Source organism: Paenibacillus amylolyticus (genome assembly GCF_051136285.1).
Taxonomy (GTDB): Bacteria; Bacillota; Bacilli; order Paenibacillales; family Paenibacillaceae; genus Paenibacillus; species Paenibacillus amylolyticus_F.
In genome coordinates this window covers 23,507-44,666 of sequence record NZ_CP194938.1, presented here as the reverse complement: position 1 = coordinate 44,666, position 21,160 = coordinate 23,507, and the positions used below count along the sequence as shown (strand labels likewise).

At 40.8% G+C, this 21,160-nt stretch carries 18 protein-coding genes and 3 pseudogenes; 5 read left to right on the top strand and 16 right to left on the bottom strand.

The features are described 5' to 3' along the window. The first annotated feature begins 101 nt into the window (after positions 1 to 101). Positions 102 to 1,562 (top strand): hypothetical protein, encoded by a 1,461-nt coding sequence (locus tag ACR8BL_RS00200; RefSeq protein ID WP_434750734.1) that lies wholly within the window; start codon positions 102 to 104, stop codon positions 1,560 to 1,562. Between the two features lie 541 nt (positions 1,563 to 2,103). On the opposite strand, the gene ACR8BL_RS00195 is transcribed toward ACR8BL_RS00200, so the two are convergent. Next, a complete protein-coding gene (locus ACR8BL_RS00195; protein ID WP_434750733.1) occupies positions 2,104 to 3,147 on the bottom strand; it encodes a fibronectin type III domain-containing protein in 1,044 nt (347 codons plus the stop codon). Positions 3,148 to 3,338: 191 nt separating this feature from the next. On the opposite strand from ACR8BL_RS00195, the gene ACR8BL_RS00190 reads away from it, so the two are divergent. Beyond that, positions 3,339 to 3,656 (top strand): SOS response-associated peptidase, encoded by a 318-nt coding sequence (locus tag ACR8BL_RS00190; RefSeq protein WP_434750732.1) that lies wholly within the window; start codon positions 3,339 to 3,341, stop codon positions 3,654 to 3,656. Between the two features lie 172 nt (positions 3,657 to 3,828). On the opposite strand, the pseudogene ACR8BL_RS00185 reads toward ACR8BL_RS00190, so the two are convergent. Then, positions 3,829 to 4,826 (bottom strand): annotated as a pseudogene (locus tag ACR8BL_RS00185) (arsenic resistance protein). Between the two features lie 107 nt (positions 4,827 to 4,933). Here ACR8BL_RS00185 and ACR8BL_RS00180 point away from each other — a divergent pair. Next, positions 4,934 to 5,284, top strand: a pseudogene (locus ACR8BL_RS00180) (Ada metal-binding domain-containing protein). Between the two features lie 8 nt (positions 5,285 to 5,292). Beyond that, the gene (locus ACR8BL_RS00175) at positions 5,293 to 5,472 is read left to right on the top strand and encodes a helix-turn-helix transcriptional regulator (protein ID WP_434750731.1); all 180 of its coding nucleotides are present in this window, start codon (positions 5,293 to 5,295) and stop codon (positions 5,470 to 5,472) included. 172 nt (positions 5,473 to 5,644) lie between these two features. On the opposite strand, the gene ACR8BL_RS00170 is transcribed toward ACR8BL_RS00175, so the two are convergent. From ACR8BL_RS00170 to ACR8BL_RS00130, 9 genes and pseudogenes are all read right to left on the bottom strand, one after another. Continuing rightward, positions 5,645 to 5,815, bottom strand: coding sequence for a hypothetical protein (locus ACR8BL_RS00170; protein ID WP_434750730.1), 171 nt, complete (start codon positions 5,813 to 5,815; stop codon positions 5,645 to 5,647). 225 nt (positions 5,816 to 6,040) lie between these two features. After that, the gene (locus tag ACR8BL_RS00165) at positions 6,041 to 6,487 is read right to left on the bottom strand and encodes a hypothetical protein (RefSeq protein ID WP_434750729.1); all 447 of its coding nucleotides are present in this window, start codon (positions 6,485 to 6,487) and stop codon (positions 6,041 to 6,043) included. A 22-nt stretch (positions 6,488 to 6,509) separates the two neighbouring features. Then, positions 6,510 to 7,163: a hypothetical protein gene (locus ACR8BL_RS00160; protein ID WP_434750728.1), complete on the bottom strand. Its 654-nt coding sequence runs from the start codon at positions 7,161 to 7,163 to the stop codon at positions 6,510 to 6,512. Between the two features lie 125 nt (positions 7,164 to 7,288). Next, on the bottom strand, positions 7,289 to 7,582 hold the full coding sequence (locus tag ACR8BL_RS00155) for a hypothetical protein (RefSeq protein ID WP_434750727.1): 294 nt from the start codon (positions 7,580 to 7,582) through the stop codon (positions 7,289 to 7,291). 370 nt (positions 7,583 to 7,952) lie between these two features. Further along, a complete protein-coding gene (locus ACR8BL_RS00150) occupies positions 7,953 to 9,083 on the bottom strand; it encodes an IS4 family transposase (protein WP_434750726.1) in 1,131 nt (376 codons plus the stop codon). A 395-nt stretch (positions 9,084 to 9,478) separates the two neighbouring features. Then, positions 9,479 to 10,024: an SMI1/KNR4 family protein gene (locus ACR8BL_RS00145; RefSeq protein WP_091000102.1), complete on the bottom strand. Its 546-nt coding sequence runs from the start codon at positions 10,022 to 10,024 to the stop codon at positions 9,479 to 9,481. Positions 10,025 to 10,146: 122 nt separating this feature from the next. Next, complete coding sequence (locus ACR8BL_RS00140) at positions 10,147 to 10,995, bottom strand: HNH endonuclease signature motif containing protein (RefSeq protein WP_091000104.1); 849 nt, start codon at positions 10,993 to 10,995, stop codon at positions 10,147 to 10,149. A 190-nt stretch (positions 10,996 to 11,185) separates the two neighbouring features. Further along, positions 11,186 to 12,140: pseudogene (locus ACR8BL_RS00135) on the bottom strand (IS30 family transposase). Between the two features lie 153 nt (positions 12,141 to 12,293). Next, the gene (locus ACR8BL_RS00130; RefSeq protein ID WP_434750724.1) at positions 12,294 to 13,463 is read right to left on the bottom strand and encodes a hypothetical protein; all 1,170 of its coding nucleotides are present in this window, start codon (positions 13,461 to 13,463) and stop codon (positions 12,294 to 12,296) included. Positions 13,464 to 14,171: 708 nt separating this feature from the next. On the opposite strand from ACR8BL_RS00130, the gene ACR8BL_RS00125 reads away from it, so the two are divergent. Then, entirely contained in the window at positions 14,172 to 15,356 is a 1,185-nt protein-coding gene (locus ACR8BL_RS00125) for a tyrosine-type recombinase/integrase (RefSeq protein WP_434750723.1), read from the top strand. A 69-nt stretch (positions 15,357 to 15,425) separates the two neighbouring features. Here the strand turns inward: ACR8BL_RS00125 and glnA are convergent, their stop codons facing one another. The 5 genes from glnA to ACR8BL_RS00100 form a co-directional block, all read right to left on the bottom strand. Further along, on the bottom strand, positions 15,426 to 16,754 hold the full coding sequence (gene glnA, locus ACR8BL_RS00120; RefSeq protein ID WP_090916813.1) for a type I glutamate--ammonia ligase: 1,329 nt from the start codon (positions 16,752 to 16,754) through the stop codon (positions 15,426 to 15,428). A gap of 130 nt (positions 16,755 to 16,884) precedes the next feature. Next, on the bottom strand, positions 16,885 to 17,298 hold the full coding sequence (locus ACR8BL_RS00115) for a MerR family transcriptional regulator (protein WP_056689944.1): 414 nt from the start codon (positions 17,296 to 17,298) through the stop codon (positions 16,885 to 16,887). A gap of 82 nt (positions 17,299 to 17,380) precedes the next feature. Continuing rightward, positions 17,381 to 18,634 carry an aminotransferase class I/II-fold pyridoxal phosphate-dependent enzyme gene (locus ACR8BL_RS00110; RefSeq protein ID WP_434750722.1) on the bottom strand — a complete coding sequence of 418 codons (1,254 nt, stop codon included), beginning with the start codon at positions 18,632 to 18,634 and terminating at the stop codon, positions 17,381 to 17,383. Between the two features lie 91 nt (positions 18,635 to 18,725). Beyond that, on the bottom strand, positions 18,726 to 20,012 hold the full coding sequence (gene hflX / locus ACR8BL_RS00105; protein ID WP_434750721.1) for a GTPase HflX: 1,287 nt from the start codon (positions 20,010 to 20,012) through the stop codon (positions 18,726 to 18,728). A 112-nt stretch (positions 20,013 to 20,124) separates the two neighbouring features. Continuing rightward, entirely contained in the window at positions 20,125 to 21,096 is a 972-nt protein-coding gene (locus tag ACR8BL_RS00100) for an AAA family ATPase (RefSeq protein WP_434750720.1), read from the bottom strand. Between the last annotated feature and the right edge of the window lie 64 nt (positions 21,097 to 21,160).

The following is a 21,160-nucleotide window of genomic DNA, read 5'->3' as shown; positions in this document are numbered from 1 at the left end:
CTTGTTCTCAAGTATGATCGGACTTCAGATTTATTTCAGTTGAATGAACATCTAAACAATGGACAATATATTCAAATGAAAATTAAAAAGGTGGTGTGTATATGTCACATCAAATTCATGGTGTATGGACATATCGAAGTTTTTTTAATATCACAGAACACGTAGAAGACTTTAACGAACTACGTTTCGGGCAAGGAGAGTTGGTATTTGAGATTGCAAATGAACAAGGAGATTTACGAGGACAATTGGCATTTCGTTCGGCCCCCCCAAGACAGGACGATGCTCGTCTTTCCCTATTTGGTTCAATGGAGAATGGAACCCCCGTCCGCATTAGATTTCAGGGTGAAGGTATTGAAGAAACTGCTGCCTCAGGATGGGTATATGATTATGTTGGCTACTTAGTTCCAAATTGGCTTGATGGTGTAAATCAAAGAAAGGCTATTGTTGGTTCGGTTATAAGGACTGTTCCTCACGGAGACCGACCAGCAGGAGTTGTCGGATCTTTTATAGCAGTACATCATGAGTTCCTTGAACCGCGCGATGTCATCCCCCTCCCAGATAAGGTGACTGATCTAGTTGCAGCAAGACATCACCGCCTTCACCATACGATATGGCATAGTGTTAGAAATTTTTGGTTGATTTTAGATGATGTACAAAGGGACAAAATTCGGGCACTTGATTGGCAGCCTGGTGAAAACCTTGAAAATGAAAGGCCAGCAATAAGTGAAATTGGAACACCGTTCACAAATAACGGATCTGGTGAGGACTTTCTTTTCATGCATAGACAGATGATAAACGAAGTAAATTCTCTGTTGGAAGAACCTATCAGAGGATGGCCTTCTATTCCTGCGCCAGGTCCATTAGTAATTGAACCTAATTACCAAGAACCAAATCTAAAATTGCGCCCCCCAGGAAACCCTGATGGATTTACTTTACCACCAGCTTGGTTTGATCCAACAGATGAAACAACAAATCGAAGAATTATGACTCTAAAGACAGACGAGCATTACTGGTCTAGGATGAGGTGGTGGGATCGGGAATTTAAAAATCCGCAATATCTTAGTACTTTATCTCTCGGTCAACTTGGATCTCTGATCGAGTGGACAGTTCATAATGACATGCATATGCGTTGGGCTTCAGTACCACGTGACCCCTCAACTGGTGATCCAATATCGTCGGGTCGACAGGACGAAGATATTGATCCTAAGTGGGACAATCCCAAATATGATTTTCTCGGGGAATTTTATTCATCACATGTTAATCCTGTGTTCTGGAGATTGCATGGGTGGGTCGATGAACGCATTAATGACTGGTTCAAAGCTCACAATCAATCTCACCTAGGGGAAGTAGAGTCAGAAGAGATTGATGGTGTGACATGGTTCAAAAAAGGGAAGTGGGTACAAAATGCGCATCCATGGGTAGGACCAGCTCATTCTCACCATGATGTTGGAAAAATGGAAGAGGTTAATAAAATACTATTTAATTCAAATCAAACCTTACGTCAAAAACTGACGCATCGGACTAAGAAATTAACGTGGTTTGGAAGCTTTACTAATGATTGAAATAGTCACATAAATACAGTTACGCTAAAGGACGGGCGGATCATAAAACAGGGCATGCATGGAAATTTGATTGCTTCCAAGGGAGAATACGTGCGACTGAGATCATTGTAATCCCAGTGCTACGGCGGAAACGGTCGTTAAAAAGCCTCAGGCGCATAGTGGGTATTGAACTACTTTGGAAATACACTAGCTCAGCAGACATTATGGTATTTCGACGCTCAAGCCTATAGGAAATATTTTCAAACTACATGTATTGTTCATGAGTTGAACAGAGAAAGGCTTCGGTGATTTGTCCAATATAAAGCAACGAGAGGGTCGCGTTCTGAAAGCTACGGATTACATGTTTATATTGAAATGTTACTTAATCCGAAAACATCTGTATAAAGCTCTGCTGGCAAAACGTCGGCAGAACTTTCTTTACGTTTAGAGGTGATTTTCACCTATACTTTCGGATAGATAAATAGCAAGGCATTTCAGTGTAATATAAAAGAATGATCAAAGGCTACCGCAATACAATCGCGGTAGCCTCTGTCAGAAATTATTAGTATTCACTTACTTCAAACGTTAGGACACGATCAAATAGGATGTAATCCTTACGACTCTTGAACGGCCCTTTGTTATTGTCGTGCTTATCAATAGCGTATGATGCCTTACCACTTCCTGTTTGTTTTGTTTCATACCAATCGATGAAACTATTTACTTCTTGCATACTAAGATCGAATTCTTTCTCAAGACCTGTGGTCATAGTTACGACAAGGATTGCTCGGTTACCTGATGGCTCTTCTGGTTCAACGACCAGCCCTTGAGGAGTTGCAGATGCCTCATTGGAAAATTCAGATTCGACACCATTATTAACTGCGCTCACTACAAAATAATAAGTGGTTCCATTAGTCAGGCCAGTAACAACAAAATTGCCATATTCATCTTTTGTCGCTGTTACAGTTTCAGTGTACTTCCCAGCTTCTGTTCCATATTTAACGATATAACTTGCCGCATTTTGGATAGAGTCCCAGTTCAGTGATACCAAACTATTTCCTGCAGCCGCATTAAGTCGAATCCCCTTAACATCCTCAATTTTGAGATCTATTGCATCTAGCGTAATATTTTTACTAGCCACAAGATTCTTAACCACTACATTATATTCACCGAAAGGTAAATTGACTTTCTCAAACACAATGACTTGATTATTGTTAACTTCTTTGACCCCAGAGAAGGTTTCAGATACACCATTAATTGTGATTTGAATGTTACTGCTATCGATCGTTTTGTTCGTAGATCCTAATAAACGGAATGAATTTCCTGTGAATTTAAACGAATAGCTTCCAGTTTGTGTGTATTTTTGAGATCCTTTATAATATACCGCATTTGTATCTGTTGACCATGCTCCAGTATATGTAATTAGAGGGTCTTTGTCGTCATATCTAACCCATCCCTCTTCAGGAGCTGTCAGTTTATCGCCAACCGATGCCGCATATGTACTTGAAGTAAGGGAAACTGTAGCAATAATAAACATAACACCAAACAAATATCCTATCTTTCTAATAAAACTTTTCTTCACAACTATTCCTCCATATAATTTAATCAAACTTTCGAACTACTATTAAATTACGCTTCCTTCTAACTTATGTCTAAACATAAACTTGCTGATCTATAAATATCATCCAATTAATTGCATTTTTATTTTTTATTGGATGATATTCTCCACAAATTACCCGTTTCTATTCTTAAATATTTGAGTAAAATTACATATTATAGAGTCTCAAAGGAGGCATTATCATGTGTGGAAGATTTTCAATCACAGACCCTTTGGATGAAATAATGGAACGGTACATGGCTTCCATTGCTGATGGATTCGAGTATAGACCAAACTACAATGCAGCTCCCATGCAATACATTCCGGCAATCATCGGTAGCAAGGGTGGAAATAGATTGGGTGCACTGCGATGGGGACTCGTCCCTTCCTGGGCAAAGGATGATAAGATCGGTAGCAAGATGATCAATGCTCGGGCTGAGACACTGGCTGAGAAGCCAGCCTTCAAGCGCCTGATCAGTTCCAAACGTTGTATCATTCCGACAAACGGATTTTTTTATTAAATGTCAATAAAATATTAATATGAACATATTGGATCTACTAATATATAAGATGTTCAACATTTTATATATTATATATCAACATTATCAGAGTCCTTCATGGAAAAATAGAATTCAAAAAAAATAACCTTCCCGTTTTTCTATATGGGAGGTTATTTTTTGATCTCTGAATCATTTACTCTTTCTTCAAGTCCATTTTAGAATCTGTGCTACGTAATACTACATTGGGAATAAAGCGTATGTAGATAAGCTCTCCCGCAAGCTCTACAATAGTCTGTGTTACAATAATTGCTGCAACTAGTGTGCTCCAGTTGTCTGGTAATGCTAATGCAAGAGGAAGTACAACAAGCGAGTTCCGTGTTCCTGAACTAAAAATCACAGCTCTCCCTGACCCAATATCCAAACGAAACCATTTTACAATAAGGCGTGAAATGAAAGGCATTATAAACATAAATGCAATATAGATCGGAATTACTTTGATAATCAAATCCCAATATTCAGAGAGCTTACTGATTTGTGAAGATACAACAGTAAATAATGTAAGAGCCATTAACGGGACAGGAATCCATGAAGAAGCATTTAATAAAAATTGACTACTATGAGTTCTTACTGAAAAAGTTGTAAAACAATCGCCATAAGAAGCGGTAATACAATAATGATCAGGAAAGCTTCAATAAAAGGTCCTGGGTTTACAACTTCGGCTGCTTTTTTACCCATAAAAATCCATAAGTATAGAGGTAATAATAGCATTTGTGTAACAAAAAGAATGGGTGTTGATAATAACATAAGTTTTTCATTCCCACGGCCTAAATGAGTAAATACAATGACATAATCAATACACGGCGCTAGTAAAACAAGATATACACCCAGTAATACTGGGGTTTCTTGAGGAAAAAATTGAGATAAAAACCAGACTACAATAGGCACAGCTATATAGTTTGCGGTTAGAATAGCCCAGATAAAACGACGATTTCCGAAAGACTCTTTTATGGATACAAAAGGAATTTGAGTGAACATTCCAAACATTAAAATACCGATTATAACAGATATAAGTATGTGATTATCCAACACCATCATTAAATTTGGGGCTAATAATCCAAGCCCAACAGCTAGTACTAATACAACGACATAAAGCCAAATTTGAGTTTGTTCCAGTTTCTCCCGTGTTATCATTTATTTTTAATCTCCTTTTTTCTAATTTTCTTTCTATTATGCTGAAGTGTTTAACACATTGCTTTTATATATTTGACTTTTAATTCGAAATAAAGAGGCGAGTAATTATGGAAGTCTTTCAATGGCAAGCGATCAAATTAAACGATTCCAATTATGATGGGGAATTTTTCTATGCATTGAGGAGCACAGGGACAGTTTGTCGTCCATCTTGTCCATCCAGAACACCTAATAAAAAGAACATTTGAATATTTTATGTTGTAGAAGAAGCATTAAATTCAGGATACCGGCCATGCAAACGATGCAGACCAGATTGCATGGACTGGAAGGGTACCAAAATTGAATTAGTCTTGCAAATTAAAAATTACATTTTTCAACACTATGATGAAAAACTGACTTTGAACCATTTAGCAAAAGCTCTTGCTGTTGATCCGCATCATCTCCATCGAACTTTTAATTAGTAACTAGTATGACACCATTGCAATTTTTGCATGATACTCGTATCCAAGAAGCTACAAAGCTATTAAAGACAAGTTCTTTATCAGCAACTCATATTAGCTTCATGGTGGGGTATACAAGTCTTTCTCATTTTTCTACAGTATTTAAAGAGCATACTGGTGTATCTCCTTCTATTTTTCGGAAAATTTGACACATGAAAAATTCCACTCCTTAGCACAGTGAATTCTTACAGTAAAAGTAGCCGAGTACAGGGAACAAGTGAAGAATCCTGGATTGTTGTTAAGAAACTTGCAACTCAAGTGAATGATGATCAAGCAAGCCAGAATCGTCGGCTTGCTATTTCTGATCTAATGTGAGCTGTTTTATGGTTTAGGGAAGGATTCAAACTGTTTTTCCAACCATGCTTCGGTTGAACGAGCAATGTACTGCTCGGCACTGATAAGACGCTCAATTAGTTGCTCTTTGGTCATTTGTTGATAACGAAGTCGAACCGTATTTAAATTCCGATCTAATTTAATTTGTGAAAAGTTCACTTTTAAGCCTTCTTCTGTGAGGTTTTTTTTCTACGTGTGATATGTGCTTTTTTATATGTTTTACTGTGTGTTTTGTAATATTCATATAGTTCTAAATTCGATCGTATACTATTTGGATGAATTCCTTTTCCTTCTGGATCAAGAACTTTTGACGTTCTAGAGATATTTGCGAAAGAAATATCCTTTGATTCGGATCGGAGAAGATCTATAGATTTTATTCCTAAATTAATTGTTCGTATCGCTCTTTTTTCTCTTGCCGCTTTGAGCCATGGACGTTGCTGTTGTTTGTGGTCTATACTGTATTTCAGGCTCATATATTTCATCCTTTCTAAACTTCTCAATTAATTCGATTTCATAGAGTTCCTTTTCTGCATTTCGTGTTGCAACCTTCATCTTATTTGCTTCAAGAGGTTGCTTTTGATCCTCCCATAATTTCACACTTTGTTCTGCCCATATTTTATAAACGATCAGTTCTTGTTTTTTCTTTGGATCAGGTACTTTCGCTCCGCAACCTACACAAGCCATCTTTACAGGGCATATTGCATCAATGGAACAACTTCCACCCAGTGCTTGTGTATAAACGCCGACTTTCTCTTTTGCCTCCTCTAATGCTTCAACTAACTCTTCTGGTCCGCGCAGTACAGAGGAGTTGATCTCAAGATGGGTAGCCATGATTTCTTGAAAGTCGTGAGTTTTAAGTAACCCCTTCCGCGTGAGAACCTTCACCAGCAGCAACGCACTCGTTTCCCTCAGCATTGGAGTTTAAGCCGGTAGCTTGTGTCATAGACCCTTCACTGTGAGCATTATTTCCGCTAGCTACAGTAAATTGACCTTCGGCATGAGAATTCAATCCAGATGCCGTTGTATTCGTACCTTCCGCATGGGATGCATCACCGACAGCCGCCGCCCCTACTCCTTCAGCGTGAGAAGCATTCCCACTGGCGTCTGAATCAGCACCCTCCGCATGGGCTCCATATCCAGATGCAGTGTTTCGAGAGCCTTCAGCATGCGCGGCGTGTCCTGATGATACGGTAAGGTAACCTTCAGCATGGGCCTCATAACCGGATGCTGTTGTATAGGCTCCTTCAGCATGGGCCGCATCGATTGTAGCCAGCGTCATATACCCTTCGGCGTGAGATGCAGCTCCCGAGGCGAGTGTATGGCTTCCTTCCGCATGGGCTGAATCCATGCTAGCATTACTCTGATATCCTTCCGCATGGGAAGCCGATGCGCTTGCTGTTGTCTGATATCCTTCCGCGTGAGAAGCAAAACCGCTTGCGGTCGTCGTATTTCCCTCGGTCTCAGAACAAAGTCCCGAAGCATTCTGTTTACAGTCTGAATCTGCCATTACCATTCCTCCTAAATTAGATATAATATACTCTATTAAATTTAGAAGGATTGGACACGGCATTTTACCCTTATAACTGTCTCTTTTTAGGACAAGGGGAAATATAGTAGACAGTTCATTCCTCCTCAATATTGTGTCCAGTAATCCGTGTTATTTGGCTTAATGGTCTGTGGTGACGCAGGAAGCCGCGGCTTTTCAGATTCCCGCTCCCAGCCTTCCAGAATAACAAGATTGCTGGTGTCTGATCGATCTTCCCAATGTATATATTCCGCAGCCACAAGAGCGTCCAGAGCAGTCAAAACTTCCGGTTTATGTTTACCCGTCTTGACCGTTATTTCATGGATTGTAGGAAAACGTCTGCGCCCACCTTTATAGTTATACAAGATACGGAGTACCTTACGTTGAAAATCCGTTAGCATGATATCACCTCATGATTATTATATGCGAACACACGTTCTTTAATCAACAACAAAAATACCCAGTCACTTTGACTAGGTACATTAATAGTAGCACTCATGGGAGAGAGTCTTAGTATTATCTCCCATTATTATATTTTGGATTCATCTGATGGTTTTGCGCACCTTATATCATGCACTATTTCTTTCTCAATATCGCAACCTTTGTTTCACCTTCACCAGTTAATATCATATCAAAATGATTATGGAACCATTCTGATCTTTTTAGCTTTCTTTTGATTTTAGAGAAAGTTGAATTTTCTCTGTAGCCCTCGATCTCAGGATCAAGTCTGAATATATATTCATTTGAAAACACGCGTGTTGAATATCTAATTTATGTAAATTTATTTTGCTGAAACACCGAACTTAAAAAATGTTCATGTTGCATCACCAGTCGCCATTCGACGGGTAATTGTTCCGTAAGAAACAAGCGAAAAAAACGAATAAATGAAAGCTGCACATGCTTAGGTACGTTCATTTTTGCCGACTCAAAGAGACTTTTGAGGATCACATAAGCGATTAAAGCTCCGTACAACTGACCATAAACGGCGTTTTCCGTGGTTCCAAATAAGGTAGGCACATTCAGATTTTGCTTGATCCAACGGAAAAAGACTTCGATTTCCCAGCGAGCTTTATACATTTGTGCAATTTGCTCACCGCTGACCTCCATTAAATCGGTAGCCACTCGAATTTCTCGACCCTCGTAATCCTTAAACATCACCACCCGGTGACGTTCCTGGCTACGATTTTGGGGCGTACCTAGCTGGCATGAGATGTCCCGGATCACATTAGATGCCTCTGATGGATGTCTGCGGAGAGAGCGTGGCTCGTGCAAATTGACGTTATCTCGGAGCCTGACTACATAAGACTGCTTGCTCGTTTTTAAGCGATCCAGTCGCTCCAGTTTTCCATAGGCGCGATCCATGATCATAATGAAATCGGGATGCACAAGCTGCTCTGAAATGGGTCCATCATGAACCGATCCCGTCGTTTCTTCGACCTTTTCAGGGACATGTTGCGTTTCTCGCAGTGCTACATGAAGTTTAATTCCTGCTTTCTTGCCGTGGTATGGCGCCCACGGCAGACGAGTTTCCCCTACCGTAACCGTGGTTGAATCCAGCAAGAGCAGCTCTTTGGGAAAAGCAAGCTGCCGGCGAAAACGACGATTCTTTTGAGAAACCAAACGATGAAATAACTCTTTTAACACCGAATAAGGCACTTCGGCCGCTTTCGTCGAAATGCGTGAATAATGAGCTGATTTAAGCCCTGCCGATTGGGCCAAGTCCGCCCCACTTCGGTAACTTTTCCACCGATGTACAGCGGAAAGTGTCCAAAACTCGAGTAACCAATGAACTGAAAATTGGCGTGATGTATCCTCATATCCTGCATTCTTAGCAGCCTGTGCTACTGTTTCGGGTGAGAGAAGGGATTGAAGAAACGAGAGAAATCGGTTAGAATTTTTCATGGAACCGCCACCTTTCGGAGTTTGTAGGGGTACAAACATTTTACCGAGGTTGCGGTTCTTTTTCTACCTTTTATTGGTTATTCAACACGCGTGACATAACATGATAAAAAAAACAGCTCTTACGCAACGGTCCTATGCGGGCTCGTTTATTCAATTATATCACTTCTTCGTCGTGTTATATAAAGAGAAGACGACGAACAAAAATCATTAAAACTAGGGAAAATGGATATTCTGGATGTTTCTCCATCACTCTAATCTCTACTGATTAACAGCCCCAAAATACTAAAACAAATGAGAACGATTAAAAGTTAAAACAGACCCTCAGACTGACTCTGGAGGTCTGTTTTTCAGGTAAATATCTGTACTGATTTTCTATACTTAATAACATTATTACTTCAATCTACATGTAATTTTTTTACCGCGGTGTTCTCATCTTTGTACATTTTCCAATAAGGAAAACCATAGGTACTAATAAACTTATCAAAAAAACTCAAAAGGTCATCATCACTTAGCAACCAAATGTAGTCCTCTCCTATAGCAGATGTTGCATATACCTTATATCCATTGTCATTAATTTGAAGCAAAATATGAATAGAAGTACCAGCAGCAGTAGCGATGACAAGCATGTTAGAAGGATAGAAATCTACAAATGCAAAATAATAATCAATTACACTTTCAACAGAACAAATTTCACATTCCAAATTTCCAAATTGCAGCCCATTAACTAGCGTTAAGAAGCTTTTATATTCACATGGTAAAATCAACTCACACTCACTTTCAATTAAGGCTATATCGGAGCTTTGAGCAGGTGGATTCATTTTAAAAAAATAATCAACTATGGCGCCCATATGGTAAATCTCTGATTTACTATTGCTTATTTTTTTAACCATATCAACCAATAATTCAATATTTAATGGTTGGAATAAATCATCTTCATTCATAAATTCACCACTTCCCCTCTCTATAGAGAATACATATAAAACCTTTTATAGAATTGTAACACATATAAAAAAATGGCGGTTTAGCCTTTTTAGCTATTCCGCCATTTTTTTATAGAGTTTAATTAGTAGCCCGCGAACCAGGCTGTAACACCTTTGTGCATAAGTTTATTCAAATGTATCAAGTTGCCCATCGTGTTATCTCCGCCATATTCTAGTGGCTTAATATGATGGACATCATAATCTGTAACATCTAATTTTGCGCTATAGGTTTTGTTATACCATGTTTCATATGTCTTATTTAAATTACTTGGACGTGTATACAAAGCACCTTTAGTATAATTTGCAGGTGGCTTAGCTAGAGTTTTACCAGATGTACTATCAGTATGAACAAAAATCCATATGTTACCTGTTTTGTTTATCAATTGCGATGATCCAGTAACTGGCGATCCAACACTCTGATTAGCTTTTCGCGCAGTAAGCTCTACAACAACTTTATAGTGTCCTGTTGCACGCGGAATACTAATATTATAGGTTTTAATATAACTTGCATCAGTTACCTTTAGTCTGTCTACTTCCGTATAGATACCATTTTCTGTATCTGATCGTGTGATTTTAAATATTGCATCTACCGGTGGTTTGATCAGTGTGCCTGGAGCATCAATATTAAAAGAGTGCTTGTGTTCTTTTTTGGATGAAACATAAGTGTAATCATGTTTAATAGTAATTAAAATAAATTTTGATGCAAGACTACTTTCAGAGTCAGCTGATTCAGGTGTGATAGTAGAAGAAAAGAGTGTTTCACTGAAAGAAGTAGGTAAATCTTCAGGCGATTCACTATCAATTGAGTAGGTGTTGAAAATTTCAGTTGAGTGATCATGTAAATCAATTTCTTCAGGTATTGTTGCAAATGCTGAGGTACTCATAGTGAAAAACAAGGATAAAGCTACAATCATTCCAAATAATTTTCTCATACAACACTTTCCTTTTATTTGTATTTTACCATTTATGTGATGCTCTGAAGATGAATATTTGGTAATACATTAACAATTCTACAATATTTATATAATTCCTCTTTTTATAAATTAAATTTACTTATTAAAGAATTTATAACATAATATGAGCTATCGAAAGATCTTCTTGCCTTTTCCACACGACGGATTGTCAAGCCAAGTGCGACAGTTCCTCTGAAAAGGATTCGTGAGCAGTTCTCCAACTCAAGCATTTACGTGGTCTGTGATTGATCAAGTCTAGAGCGTTTTCTAGAGCCTCATCCGTGATTTAGGCGATCCATCCCCTTGGGGAAAAATTCTCGCAGGAGCCCATTGGCATTTTCATTCGAGCCACGTTGCCAGGAGGAATAGGGATCTGCAAAATACACCCGCACCCCATGAATGGCTTCCAGACTTTTGTAACAGGCGAACTCCTTGCCACGGTCTGCGGTAGCGGTTTGAAACGCACGGACAGGGTACTGCGAAGCCGCTACCCCAAAGGCAATCTCCATGGACAATGCGGTACGATCCGGCATACGAATCGCAGTGTACAAGCGAGTTTTTCGCTCAATGAACGTGGCTACGCATCCCTTACTTTTTCCGCGACCTGAGACCACCATATCGAGTTCCCAATGACCAAAGGTTTCTCGGTGACGAACCTCTTTCGGCCGCTGAGAAATAGACTTGCCCACGGCAAACCTGCCGCGTGTCTCTGCGGGCTTCTGCCGCTTCCCTTTGTGCCTGAGGACGGCAAGCACAGCTTTCACCAGACGGCCAGTATACAGCCAACGATAGATCGTTTTAAAACATACCATCGCATGACCCTCCTGCCGCAATCGCTCTACGATCTGCTCCGGAGACCAGGTCGCCTGAAGCTTTTCTTCGATGCGATTCGCCAGCTCCAGATTCCACTTGCCTTCAGAAACGGATGCCTTACGCCGATGGATATAGCCCTCTTGAGAAGCCTTTGCGCAGTACGGGTGTTCTGCTGCATTTCGGCGGAGTTCCCGGCCAATCGTGGAAGGATGTCTGCCAAGTTCTTTGGCAATTGCTCGGGTACTTTTCCCCTACTTGTGGAGGATTTCTAGCTTGCTGCGTTCGATTATGCTAAGATGTGTGTAGCTCATGGTGGATTCTCCTTGTGTGAACGGTTGTGTGAGAACTTTCATTCTACACGAATCCGGCCATGGGCCATTTTTTATTTATTTCCAGTAGGTGTCGCACTTCATATTACAATCCGTCGTTTGAAAATGGGTTTGCCATAATCCCTATGCCCTCCACTATTCAGGAGCATTACTCCATTTATACAGCACTTTCTCAGCAACATATTTGATAAGTGCTAGTTCCTTTTCTATTATTTCATCATTAAGGTTAGGTATGAAATTAACATCCTTAGGTGCTTCTTTGGAATGTATTAACGAACACCTAACTGTATAAATTCGTGTAGCTACCGATTGAACATTTTCTCTAACATTCAAAGGGATAAGAGCAGGATATATCTCTGAAGGTTCTGTATAGTGCCTTCCCCTATCCGTAATTTCTTCAAGCCATGATATAACTTCCGAAGCAGTTATTGAGTTATTGGTTATATATTTAATTATTAATAGTTCGTTTGGCTTAGGAAGCCTTGCTTCCTTTACGGCTCTTGTAAAGAAGAACTCAAGAACCTGATAATAAGCCAAATATTTATGTCTTGGTATCTTAGTATAGTTAGCAAAATTGAAATACCTTAATGGAGTTTCCTCTAAATCACTACCACTCAAACATAATTGTGTTTTAGTAGCTTGCCCTTTTAATTTACTAGCACTTTCAAATCTTGACCTTTTGAAACCTAAGTCTAGATAAACATTACATTCAAATAATATCTGTTCTATAAACTTATAGAATTGCCCTGTATTTTCAAACAGTTTATCATTCCAAATATGCAGGGTAATATCTTTTTCATTGTTTCTCGCATGTTCGATAGCACCATAGTCGTCCTCTACAATATACTTGTCATAAAACGTATGCCAAAAAAGGTCACTCATTTGACCAATATGACCTATCACTTCACCATTCTTCTCTAAGGTTATCCCACCTGTTTGTACATAGTCATAGCCTTTAATTAACTTTTTCTTGGTTGATTCATCAGCAAATTCAATTAACACTTCATAATAGTTACCGCAATAAGCTGTTGAACTGTCATATCTAAAATAGCAATAAAACATTGCAGGACTCATATATTTCATGACATCATCGAACAGGTATCTACCCTCTGCAACAGTAATGCTTGAAGACACTTGTTTTACTATTTCAACTTGTTTAGACAAAGAGTCTTCAAACTCAGCTTTCATTCCGACTCCATAATTATTTCTAAAAAAATTAATGTAATCTTCCGCATACCACGTATTTATCCATTCCTTTAATCGCTCATCTTCAATATTTCTGTGTCCATATAAACCGCCGCTCATGTGTATCACTCCTAACTCATTTACATTACCATAATTCCCCATATAAATACAGAACCCTTCCGCCATGTTGGAAGGGTTCTGACACCGTCACATCTTGTTTAATCTTTTCTCACTAACACTGAACAACACTCCACATGTATCGAGTACGTGAATACTTTAAGCTCCTTCCTGCAAACTCAGCGTTGCCGATGCGATATCCAGTTCAATTCTCTGCTTTATTACTAGCAGTAATATGGTTCACAGTAGTTTAATCTTAAACTAAACTGCTCGCTAGCTTAATGAATTACAGCAGTGACAAGTAGTTAAATACTTATTTAATCGGTAATCAGATCATTTCCTTGTCCTTTTCGGCAATCGGTACAAGTTCTGGTCTCGAACTTTAAAGCTAAAGTATGGTCAAATCCTGTGAAATAGGGTAGAATTGTTTTAGTTACTTTTCCGCAAGAAACTTCTGCACTAATCCAAACATAGTTATTGGAGCCAAATATGACTCCTTCACAAACGAGCCTTAGTTACCGAAGGCTCGTTTTTTGATGATTTTTTTAAAATATGTTTTCCGACTCTAATTCGTAGCTCTTTCTCCTTTTTCATCTTTAACCCAGAACATTTCACTACTCTGCTCGATATTGATTAACTTACGCTTACATCGCCGTGAGGCGGTTTTACATACACAAAAAAAGAACTAACGTTCTGCTAGGAGGAATGAAATTGGCAAGTTTCAAAAAATTAAAAAGTGGCTGGAGGTATCGGTTAAAGTACACCGATCCGTTCACTCAACAACAAAAGGAGAAATCCGAAGCTGGTTTTCGAACTAAACCAGAGGCTGAACTGGCTGCTGCTGAATTTTTAAGGCAGCTAAAGCAAGGGTTCGAACAAACCGACATTCCTTTGGTAGATTACATTCGTAATTGGATTGATAATTACAAAAAAGGTGTTGTAAGAAAGAACACAATCAAACTTCATGAGAACAATCTTAACATCCATATCAAACCCTATTTTAAGCGTCTGATGCTCCAGGATTTAAAACCAGATATGTATCAAGTCTTTTTGGACTCTTTATTTAAAAAGGGACTCAGCAAGCGCACGGTCGAGATCATCAACTCTACTGTATACTCAGCCATAGAACATGCGATGATTCAAGGGAAAATATTACGCAATCCATGTAAAGGTTCAATTATTAAAGGAGAGCACAAAAAAAAGACGATCCAATTCATTGATTCAGAGGATATTCCCAAATTTCTTCATACGGCACGAGGCGATGCGTACATTTATTGGATTTTCTTCAAAGTGCTTATTGAAACGGGGTTACGAAAAGGTGAGGCTGGCGCTCTCAAGTGGTCGGATATCAATTTCAAAGAAAAGACGATCCGCGTGGATGAAACACTCGATTTTCAAGCCGGAGACGAGGGCGAACTTTTCGGAGATACAAAAACCAGAAATTCTACCCGCACAATTAGTGTAAGTAACGGAATTCTTAATGATTTAAGGTATCATGCTTCATGGCAGAATCAAAATAAGATCAATTTAGGGGAGTCAATGTACAGACACGATCTAAATCTGGTCTTGTGCAGGAATGATGGTAGTCCTATGCCTAAATCCAGTCTCTTTAATGCTTCAAAGAGGATTTTGAGAAAGGCTGGTTTGAGTGAGGAATTAACGATTCATTCCTTGAGACACACCTATGCCGTGGTCATGCTTGAAGCTGGGGCTGACATCAAATTTGTACAAGAGCAGCTAGGACATGGCAGTGTGCAAATTACATCCGATGTGTATGCTCATATTTCTAAAAAGCTAGAGAAGCGTAACATTGATAAATATGAAGAGTACACTTCCCGTATTTTTGGATCAGAAAATCAAAAACCGGGGGACGTTTGGGGGATGCAACCTCAATAGAAGTGCAATTCCCTCAAAACGTCCCCCGGCTCATTCCTTCAAAACCCCGTAGTTACAAGGTTTTTTCGATTAGTACAACGTAATATATTGATCGCGTTCCCATTGGTGGACTTGTGTACGGTACATGTCCCACTCAATTTCTTTCAGCTCGTAGAAGTGAGCCAGGGCGTGGTCGCCGAGAGCGTCACAGATGACTTCGCTGCGGATCAATTCGTTCAATGCTTCTTTCAGGTCAGCTGGCAAGCTAGGAATACCTTCTTCCACACGCTCTTCTTCTGACATGATGTAGATGTTGCGGTCAATCGGAGCTGGTAAGGAAAGCTCACGTTTGATTCCGTCCAGACCCGCTTTCAACAACACAGCCAAAGCCAGGTAAGGGTTAGCAGCTGGATCCGGGTTACGAACCTCAACACGTGTACTCAGTCCACGTGAAGCTGGAATACGGATCATTGGGCTACGGTTACTTGCAGACCATGCTACGTAACAAGGTGCTTCGTAACCTGGTACAAGACGTTTGTATGAGTTAACAGTAGGGTTAGTGATTGCTGCAAACGCACGAGCATGCTTCAAAGTTCCAGCCATGAAGTGACGTGCAGTTTTGCTCAGACCCAGCTCGTCAGACTCGTCAACAAATGCGTTCTCATTACCTCGGAACAACGATTGGTTACAGTGCATACCGGAACCGTTCATACCAAACAATGGTTTTGGCATAAATGTAGCATGTAATCCATGTTGACGCGCGATCGTTTTAACAACCAGTTTGAACGTTTGGATCTGGTCTGCCGCTTTCAATGCATCAGCATATTTGAAGTCGATCTCGTGTTGACCTGGAGCTACTTCATGGTGAGAAGCTTCGATCTCAAAGCCCATCTCTTCAAGTGTAATAACGATATCACGACGACAGTTTTCGCCAAGATCTGTTGGCGCAAGGTCGAAATATCCACCTTGGTCATTCAATTCATTCGTTGGGTTTCCTTTTTCATCCGTCTTGAACAAGAAGAATTCTGGTTCAGGACCAACGTTGAAGGAAGTGAATCCCATTTCTTCGGCTTCCTTCAGGTTTCGTTTCAAGATGCCACGTGGATCACCTGGGAATGGGTTGCCATCTGGAAGATATACGTCACAGATCAGACGAGCGACACGATTGTCTGAAACCCATGGGAAAATAAGCCAAGAGTCAAGATCCGGATAGAGGTACATGTCGGATTCTTCGATACGAACATAACCTTCAATGGAAGAACCATCAAACATCATTTTGTTATCCAAAGCCTTCGTCAGTTGGCTTACAGGAATCTCAACGTTTTTGATTGCTCCAAGCAAGTCGGTGAATTGCAATCGAACGAATCGTACGTTTTCTTCTTTGGAGATGCGGAGAATGTCTTCTTTTGTATAACTCATGATTCCTCTCCCTTTCTTATCTGCGTATTTGGCTTGCATGTTATATTTGTACATTAGAATGTTCCACGGGTCAAGGAGTCTGACATCAGAAGTTTGAAATTCACCTTACCCGCCTCGTTAGGTGAATTGATTATTTTTTATTAAAAAACCGAGAAAGTTCACCTTGGATGAGAGACACTTGACCAGGTCTTTTGCCTGACACAAGTTGCTGCTTCAGCAAACGGTGCAGTTGTGTATCTGACAATTCTCTGCGTTTAACTTCCGTATCCGGCGTGATCACCGTTGCTTCTTCAGACTCTTTTGAAACGGGATTCATCACCTGTTTGATGCCTGCAATGTTAACTCCCTTTTCAATCAGAGCTTTAATCTCTAGCAATCTCTCAACGTCGTTAAAGGAAAACAGTCGCTGATTACCTGAAGTTCTTGCGGGAACAATCAGACTATGCTGTTCATAATAACGAATCTGTCTCGCAGACAGGTCGGTAAGCTTCATTACAATACCAATTGGGAATAAGGCCATATTTCTGCGAATTTCGTCACCCATGTTCATCAACCTTCCAGTCATCTATTCTTGACCCTATTGTACATTTAGTTGTTACAAAGTGTCAATGACATGTTAGATAAACTCACAATAATTTACGATCTTTCATCGCTTGTAATGCCATTAAAACGCCATATTTGACATGGGAGTAGGTTAATCCACCTTGCATGTATCCTATAAAAGGCTCTCGAATCGGTGCATCCGCTGATAACTCCAGGCTGCCTCCCTGAATAAACGTACCTGCCGCCATAATGACAGGATGCTCATATCCAGGCATATCCCAAGGCTCAGGCACAACATGGCTATCAACAGCTGCTGCTTTCTGAATACCTTGTACAAAAGCGATTAAATGCTCAGCAGAACTGAATTGCACAGCCTGAATGAGGTCGGTACGCGGCTCATCCCACGCAGGCTTGGTCACAAATCCGGATGCAGCAAACATCGCGGCAGCAAAAATGCTTCCTTTAATTGCTTGACCGACAATGGTCGGAGCCATGTAAAGTCCTTGGTAGATGCCTCGCGTTGTGCCAAGCATAGCCCCTACCTCGCCCCCAATACCGGGTGCAGTCAAACGATAAGCCGCCAGTTGTACATATTTCTCTTTACCGCATATGTAGCCTCCGGTTTCTGCCAGCCCGCCACCAGGATTTTTGATCAATGAACCTGCCATCAGGTCCACACCAACTTCCGTAGGCTCACGTTCCTCCGTAAATTCGCCATAACAATTATCTACAAATACGATAACGTCTGGTTTCAACGCTTTAACACGCGTCACCATATCAGCGATTTCAGCAACGGTAAAAGAAGAACGCCAATCGTAACCACGGGAACGCTGAATGCCTATAACCTTCGTCGCTGGGGTAATCAGCCGTTTCACTGCGTCCCAATCGACTTCCCCTGTGGATGTCAATGCAGTTTCAGCGTAGCCAATGCCAAAGTCACGCAGTGATCCCGTTCCGTCACCAGGCTCCCCAATAACTTTATGTAATGTGTCATAAGGCTTACCTGTGATGTACAGCAATGCCTCACCAGGACGTAACACGCCGAACAGAGCTGTGCTAATCGTATGTGTACCTGAGGCAAAATGAGGACGTACCAGTGCAGTTTCTGCACCAAACACATCGGCATACACCTCGTCCAGAACCTCACGTCCACGATCATTATAGGCATAACCTGTAGAGCCAGCAAAATGAAAATCGCTCACTTTTCTGCGTTGAAATGCATCAATAACCTTCCATTGATTGTGATCAACAATGCGATCGACCTGGTGCAACTGCCCTTCAATCTGACATTCCACCCGCTGTTGAAGTTCTACAATGTTTGAATCAAATCTTGCCATCTTGCTTCATTCCCCTTTTATAGCACGAAACTGATGTATTCGAGTCAAATCAATTCTCGTGTCAACTTATCACATTAATATGTCATGAAGGTTACAGTTCAATGAAATCTTCGAGTAAATAACTAAATTTCTCATATTCACCTTTTTGCAGCTCAACTTGGTAAATGACATCATTCTCTTCATATTCCGTTCCAACAACATCACCTATCTTATAAAGTACAGATGTCAGATCCCCGCGCTCCGCCGGAATACGGAACCGTTTGGTATCTCCCGTTAGCTCAGCTTGAATCAATTCACGAACCTTGATCAAGTCTAATTCATCCAACGCACTTATTTTGATATGCTTATTATCTAAAGGAAGCATTTCTAGCTGCTCCGCCGTGCAGGCATCTTTTTTGTTATAGAGTACAAGCTGAGGCTTATCCCCTGCACCAAGTTGTTGCAAAATGGCATGAACCGTACTCATCTGATCCTCGCGCATTTCGGATGAAGCGTCTACTACATGTAAGATCAGGTCAGCTTCATTTACCTCTTCCAGTGTAGCTCGAAAAGCAGCAACCAGATCATGAGGAAGATTCTGAATAAATCCAACTGTGTCCGTCAGAACAATCTCCTTGCCACTTGGCAGCTCCATCGTACGTGAAGTTGGGTCGAGTGTGGCAAACAGCTGATCCTGAATATACACATCTGCAGATGTTAACTGTTTCAGGAGTGTTGATTTACCCGCGTTTGTGTAACCTACTAAAGCCACTTGAATAATACCCGTTTTTTTACGGCGCTCCCGGTGCAGTTTACGATGACGTGTGACCTCTTCAAGATGACGCTTCAAGTCATCAATACGTCCCCGGATATGACGACGATCTGTCTCCAGTTTGCTCTCACCAGGACCTCTTGTTCCGATCCCGCCACCAAGCCGTGAAAGATTTTTACCGTGTCCGGACAAACGTGGCAGCAAGTAACTATGCTGGGCCAGTTCTACCTGTATAATCCCTTCTCGTGTACTGGCACGCTGGGCAAAGATATCCAGAATTAGCTGTGTGCGGTCAATGATTTTCAGATCCAGTGCCTCTTCCAGATTTCGAACCTGTGCGCCTGACAACTCCTGATCAAAAATAGCTGTCGTTGCTCCCAGCTCGTCCGCAACCAAACGTAGTTCCTCCACCTTACCTTTACCGATAAACCATTTGGTATCCCGGGTTTCCCGGTTTTGGGTTAATACACTAAGCACTTCAACGCCTGCGGTTTCAGCAAGCTTCACAAGTTCCTGTAATGAATATTCATGATTAATGCCTGAACGCTTCACCTCATCGGTAACCAGGCTGACCAGTATCGCTCGGTCTTTTTTAGTTGTTTCTGTATCATGTGTGCCATTTGTCATATGTAGATTCACTCCCCTGTTTCGTGTAAGTTCATTAAACCACAAAAATCCCGTGGCATGGTTAAAGCCGAACCGGTTAGCCCGGCCGGCTCTGTTAAAAGGTTATTATCGCTTACTTTCGTTCAAACTTCAAATCCTCTGTACGAATGGTCATTAGCTCCAGCTTGCCTGGACTTCCATCCTCGTATTGCTCCAGCAAACGAACAGCCTGATGCCTGATTGCTCTCTCGATCGCATTCCTTACATACCTGGCGTTACTGAACGCGTGCAGCGAATCATTCTTCTCCTGAAGAAGATTCTGCTTTAACTTGAGTATGGTCTGTGGCATCAAAATATAATCACGCTCTTTAGCCATAATTTCAGAGATTTGAATCAATTGGTCAATCGTATAGTCTGGAAATTCAACTTGAATCGGAAAACGGGAAGGTAAACCCGGATTTGTCTGCAGAAAAAAATCAATCTCCTCTGAGTACCCCGCCAAAATCAGAATAAACTGATTTTTATGATCCTCCATTGATTTTACCAATGTATCAATCGCTTCCTTACCAAAATCTTTCTCCCCGCCGCGAGCCAAGCTGTATGCCTCATCAATAAACAAAATGCCGCCAAGGGCTTTCTTAACCAAGTCTCTCGTTTTCTGTGCCGTATGACCAATGTATTCACCCACAAGGTCGGCGCGTTCTACCTCAATAAGATGCCCTTTACTGAGCACACCCATCTTCTGAAACATTTTGGCAACGATTCTGGCTACTGTTGTTTTGCCCGTTCCGGGGTTACCTTTGAAAATCATATGATATACGTGTGCACCGCTAATCAGGCCAGCCTCGGAGCGCATCTGCGCAATCTGAAGAAATGCATAAATCTCAAACACTAAATCTTTGATATTTTCGAGTCCAACCAGCTGCTCCAATTCACCCTGAATCTCCTGAAAATGCGCATGCTTTGTTATACTTTTGGCCGCTTGTACTGAGAGTGCTTCATCTTTGGCAAGTATTTGAGGTTCTTGGTTACGTAATACCACATTAATTTGTCTGGATGGTCTGCCCCCCGGTTGCCCTCCTGCAGCCATGACCCGTCCGTTCATTCGCCATCACCTCTATTTTATCGGGCTGATCTCTCCTGATTATTAATGTATTCTATCAGGTGCC

What these genes read in the sequence shown, in the direction of transcription:
- ACR8BL_RS00100 (WP_434750720.1), bottom strand. Translation starts at nt 21,096, where the DNA reads ATGAACGGACGGGTCATGGCTGCAGGAGGGCAACCGGGGGGCAGACCA.
- ACR8BL_RS00175 (WP_434750731.1), top strand. Translation starts at nt 5,293, where the DNA reads ATGACACCATTGCAATTTTTGCATGATACTCGTATCCAAGAAGCTACA.
- hflX (WP_434750721.1), bottom strand. Translation starts at nt 20,012, where the DNA reads ATGACAAATGGCACACATGATACAGAAACAACTAAAAAAGACCGAGCG.
- ACR8BL_RS00130 (WP_434750724.1), bottom strand. Translation starts at nt 13,463, where the DNA reads ATGAGCGGCGGTTTATATGGACACAGAAATATTGAAGATGAGCGATTA.
- ACR8BL_RS00155 (WP_434750727.1), bottom strand. Translation starts at nt 7,582, where the DNA reads ATGCTAACGGATTTTCAACGTAAGGTACTCCGTATCTTGTATAACTAT.
- ACR8BL_RS00140 (WP_091000104.1), bottom strand. Translation starts at nt 10,995, where the DNA reads ATGAGAAAATTATTTGGAATGATTGTAGCTTTATCCTTGTTTTTCACT.
- ACR8BL_RS00160 (WP_434750728.1), bottom strand. Translation starts at nt 7,163, where the DNA reads ATGGCAGATTCAGACTGTAAACAGAATGCTTCGGGACTTTGTTCTGAG.
- ACR8BL_RS00165 (WP_434750729.1), bottom strand. Translation starts at nt 6,487, where the DNA reads ATGGCTACCCATCTTGAGATCAACTCCTCTGTACTGCGCGGACCAGAA.
- ACR8BL_RS00115 (WP_056689944.1), bottom strand. Translation starts at nt 17,298, where the DNA reads ATGGGTGACGAAATTCGCAGAAATATGGCCTTATTCCCAATTGGTATT.
- ACR8BL_RS00145 (WP_091000102.1), bottom strand. Translation starts at nt 10,024, where the DNA reads ATGAATGAAGATGATTTATTCCAACCATTAAATATTGAATTATTGGTT.
- ACR8BL_RS00110 (WP_434750722.1), bottom strand. Translation starts at nt 18,634, where the DNA reads ATGGCAAGATTTGATTCAAACATTGTAGAACTTCAACAGCGGGTGGAA.
- ACR8BL_RS00200 (WP_434750734.1), top strand. Translation starts at nt 102, where the DNA reads ATGTCACATCAAATTCATGGTGTATGGACATATCGAAGTTTTTTTAAT.
- ACR8BL_RS00150 (WP_434750726.1), bottom strand. Translation starts at nt 9,083, where the DNA reads ATGAAAAATTCTAACCGATTTCTCTCGTTTCTTCAATCCCTTCTCTCA.
- ACR8BL_RS00190 (WP_434750732.1), top strand. Translation starts at nt 3,339, where the DNA reads ATGTGTGGAAGATTTTCAATCACAGACCCTTTGGATGAAATAATGGAA.
- glnA (WP_090916813.1), bottom strand. Translation starts at nt 16,754, where the DNA reads ATGAGTTATACAAAAGAAGACATTCTCCGCATCTCCAAAGAAGAAAAC.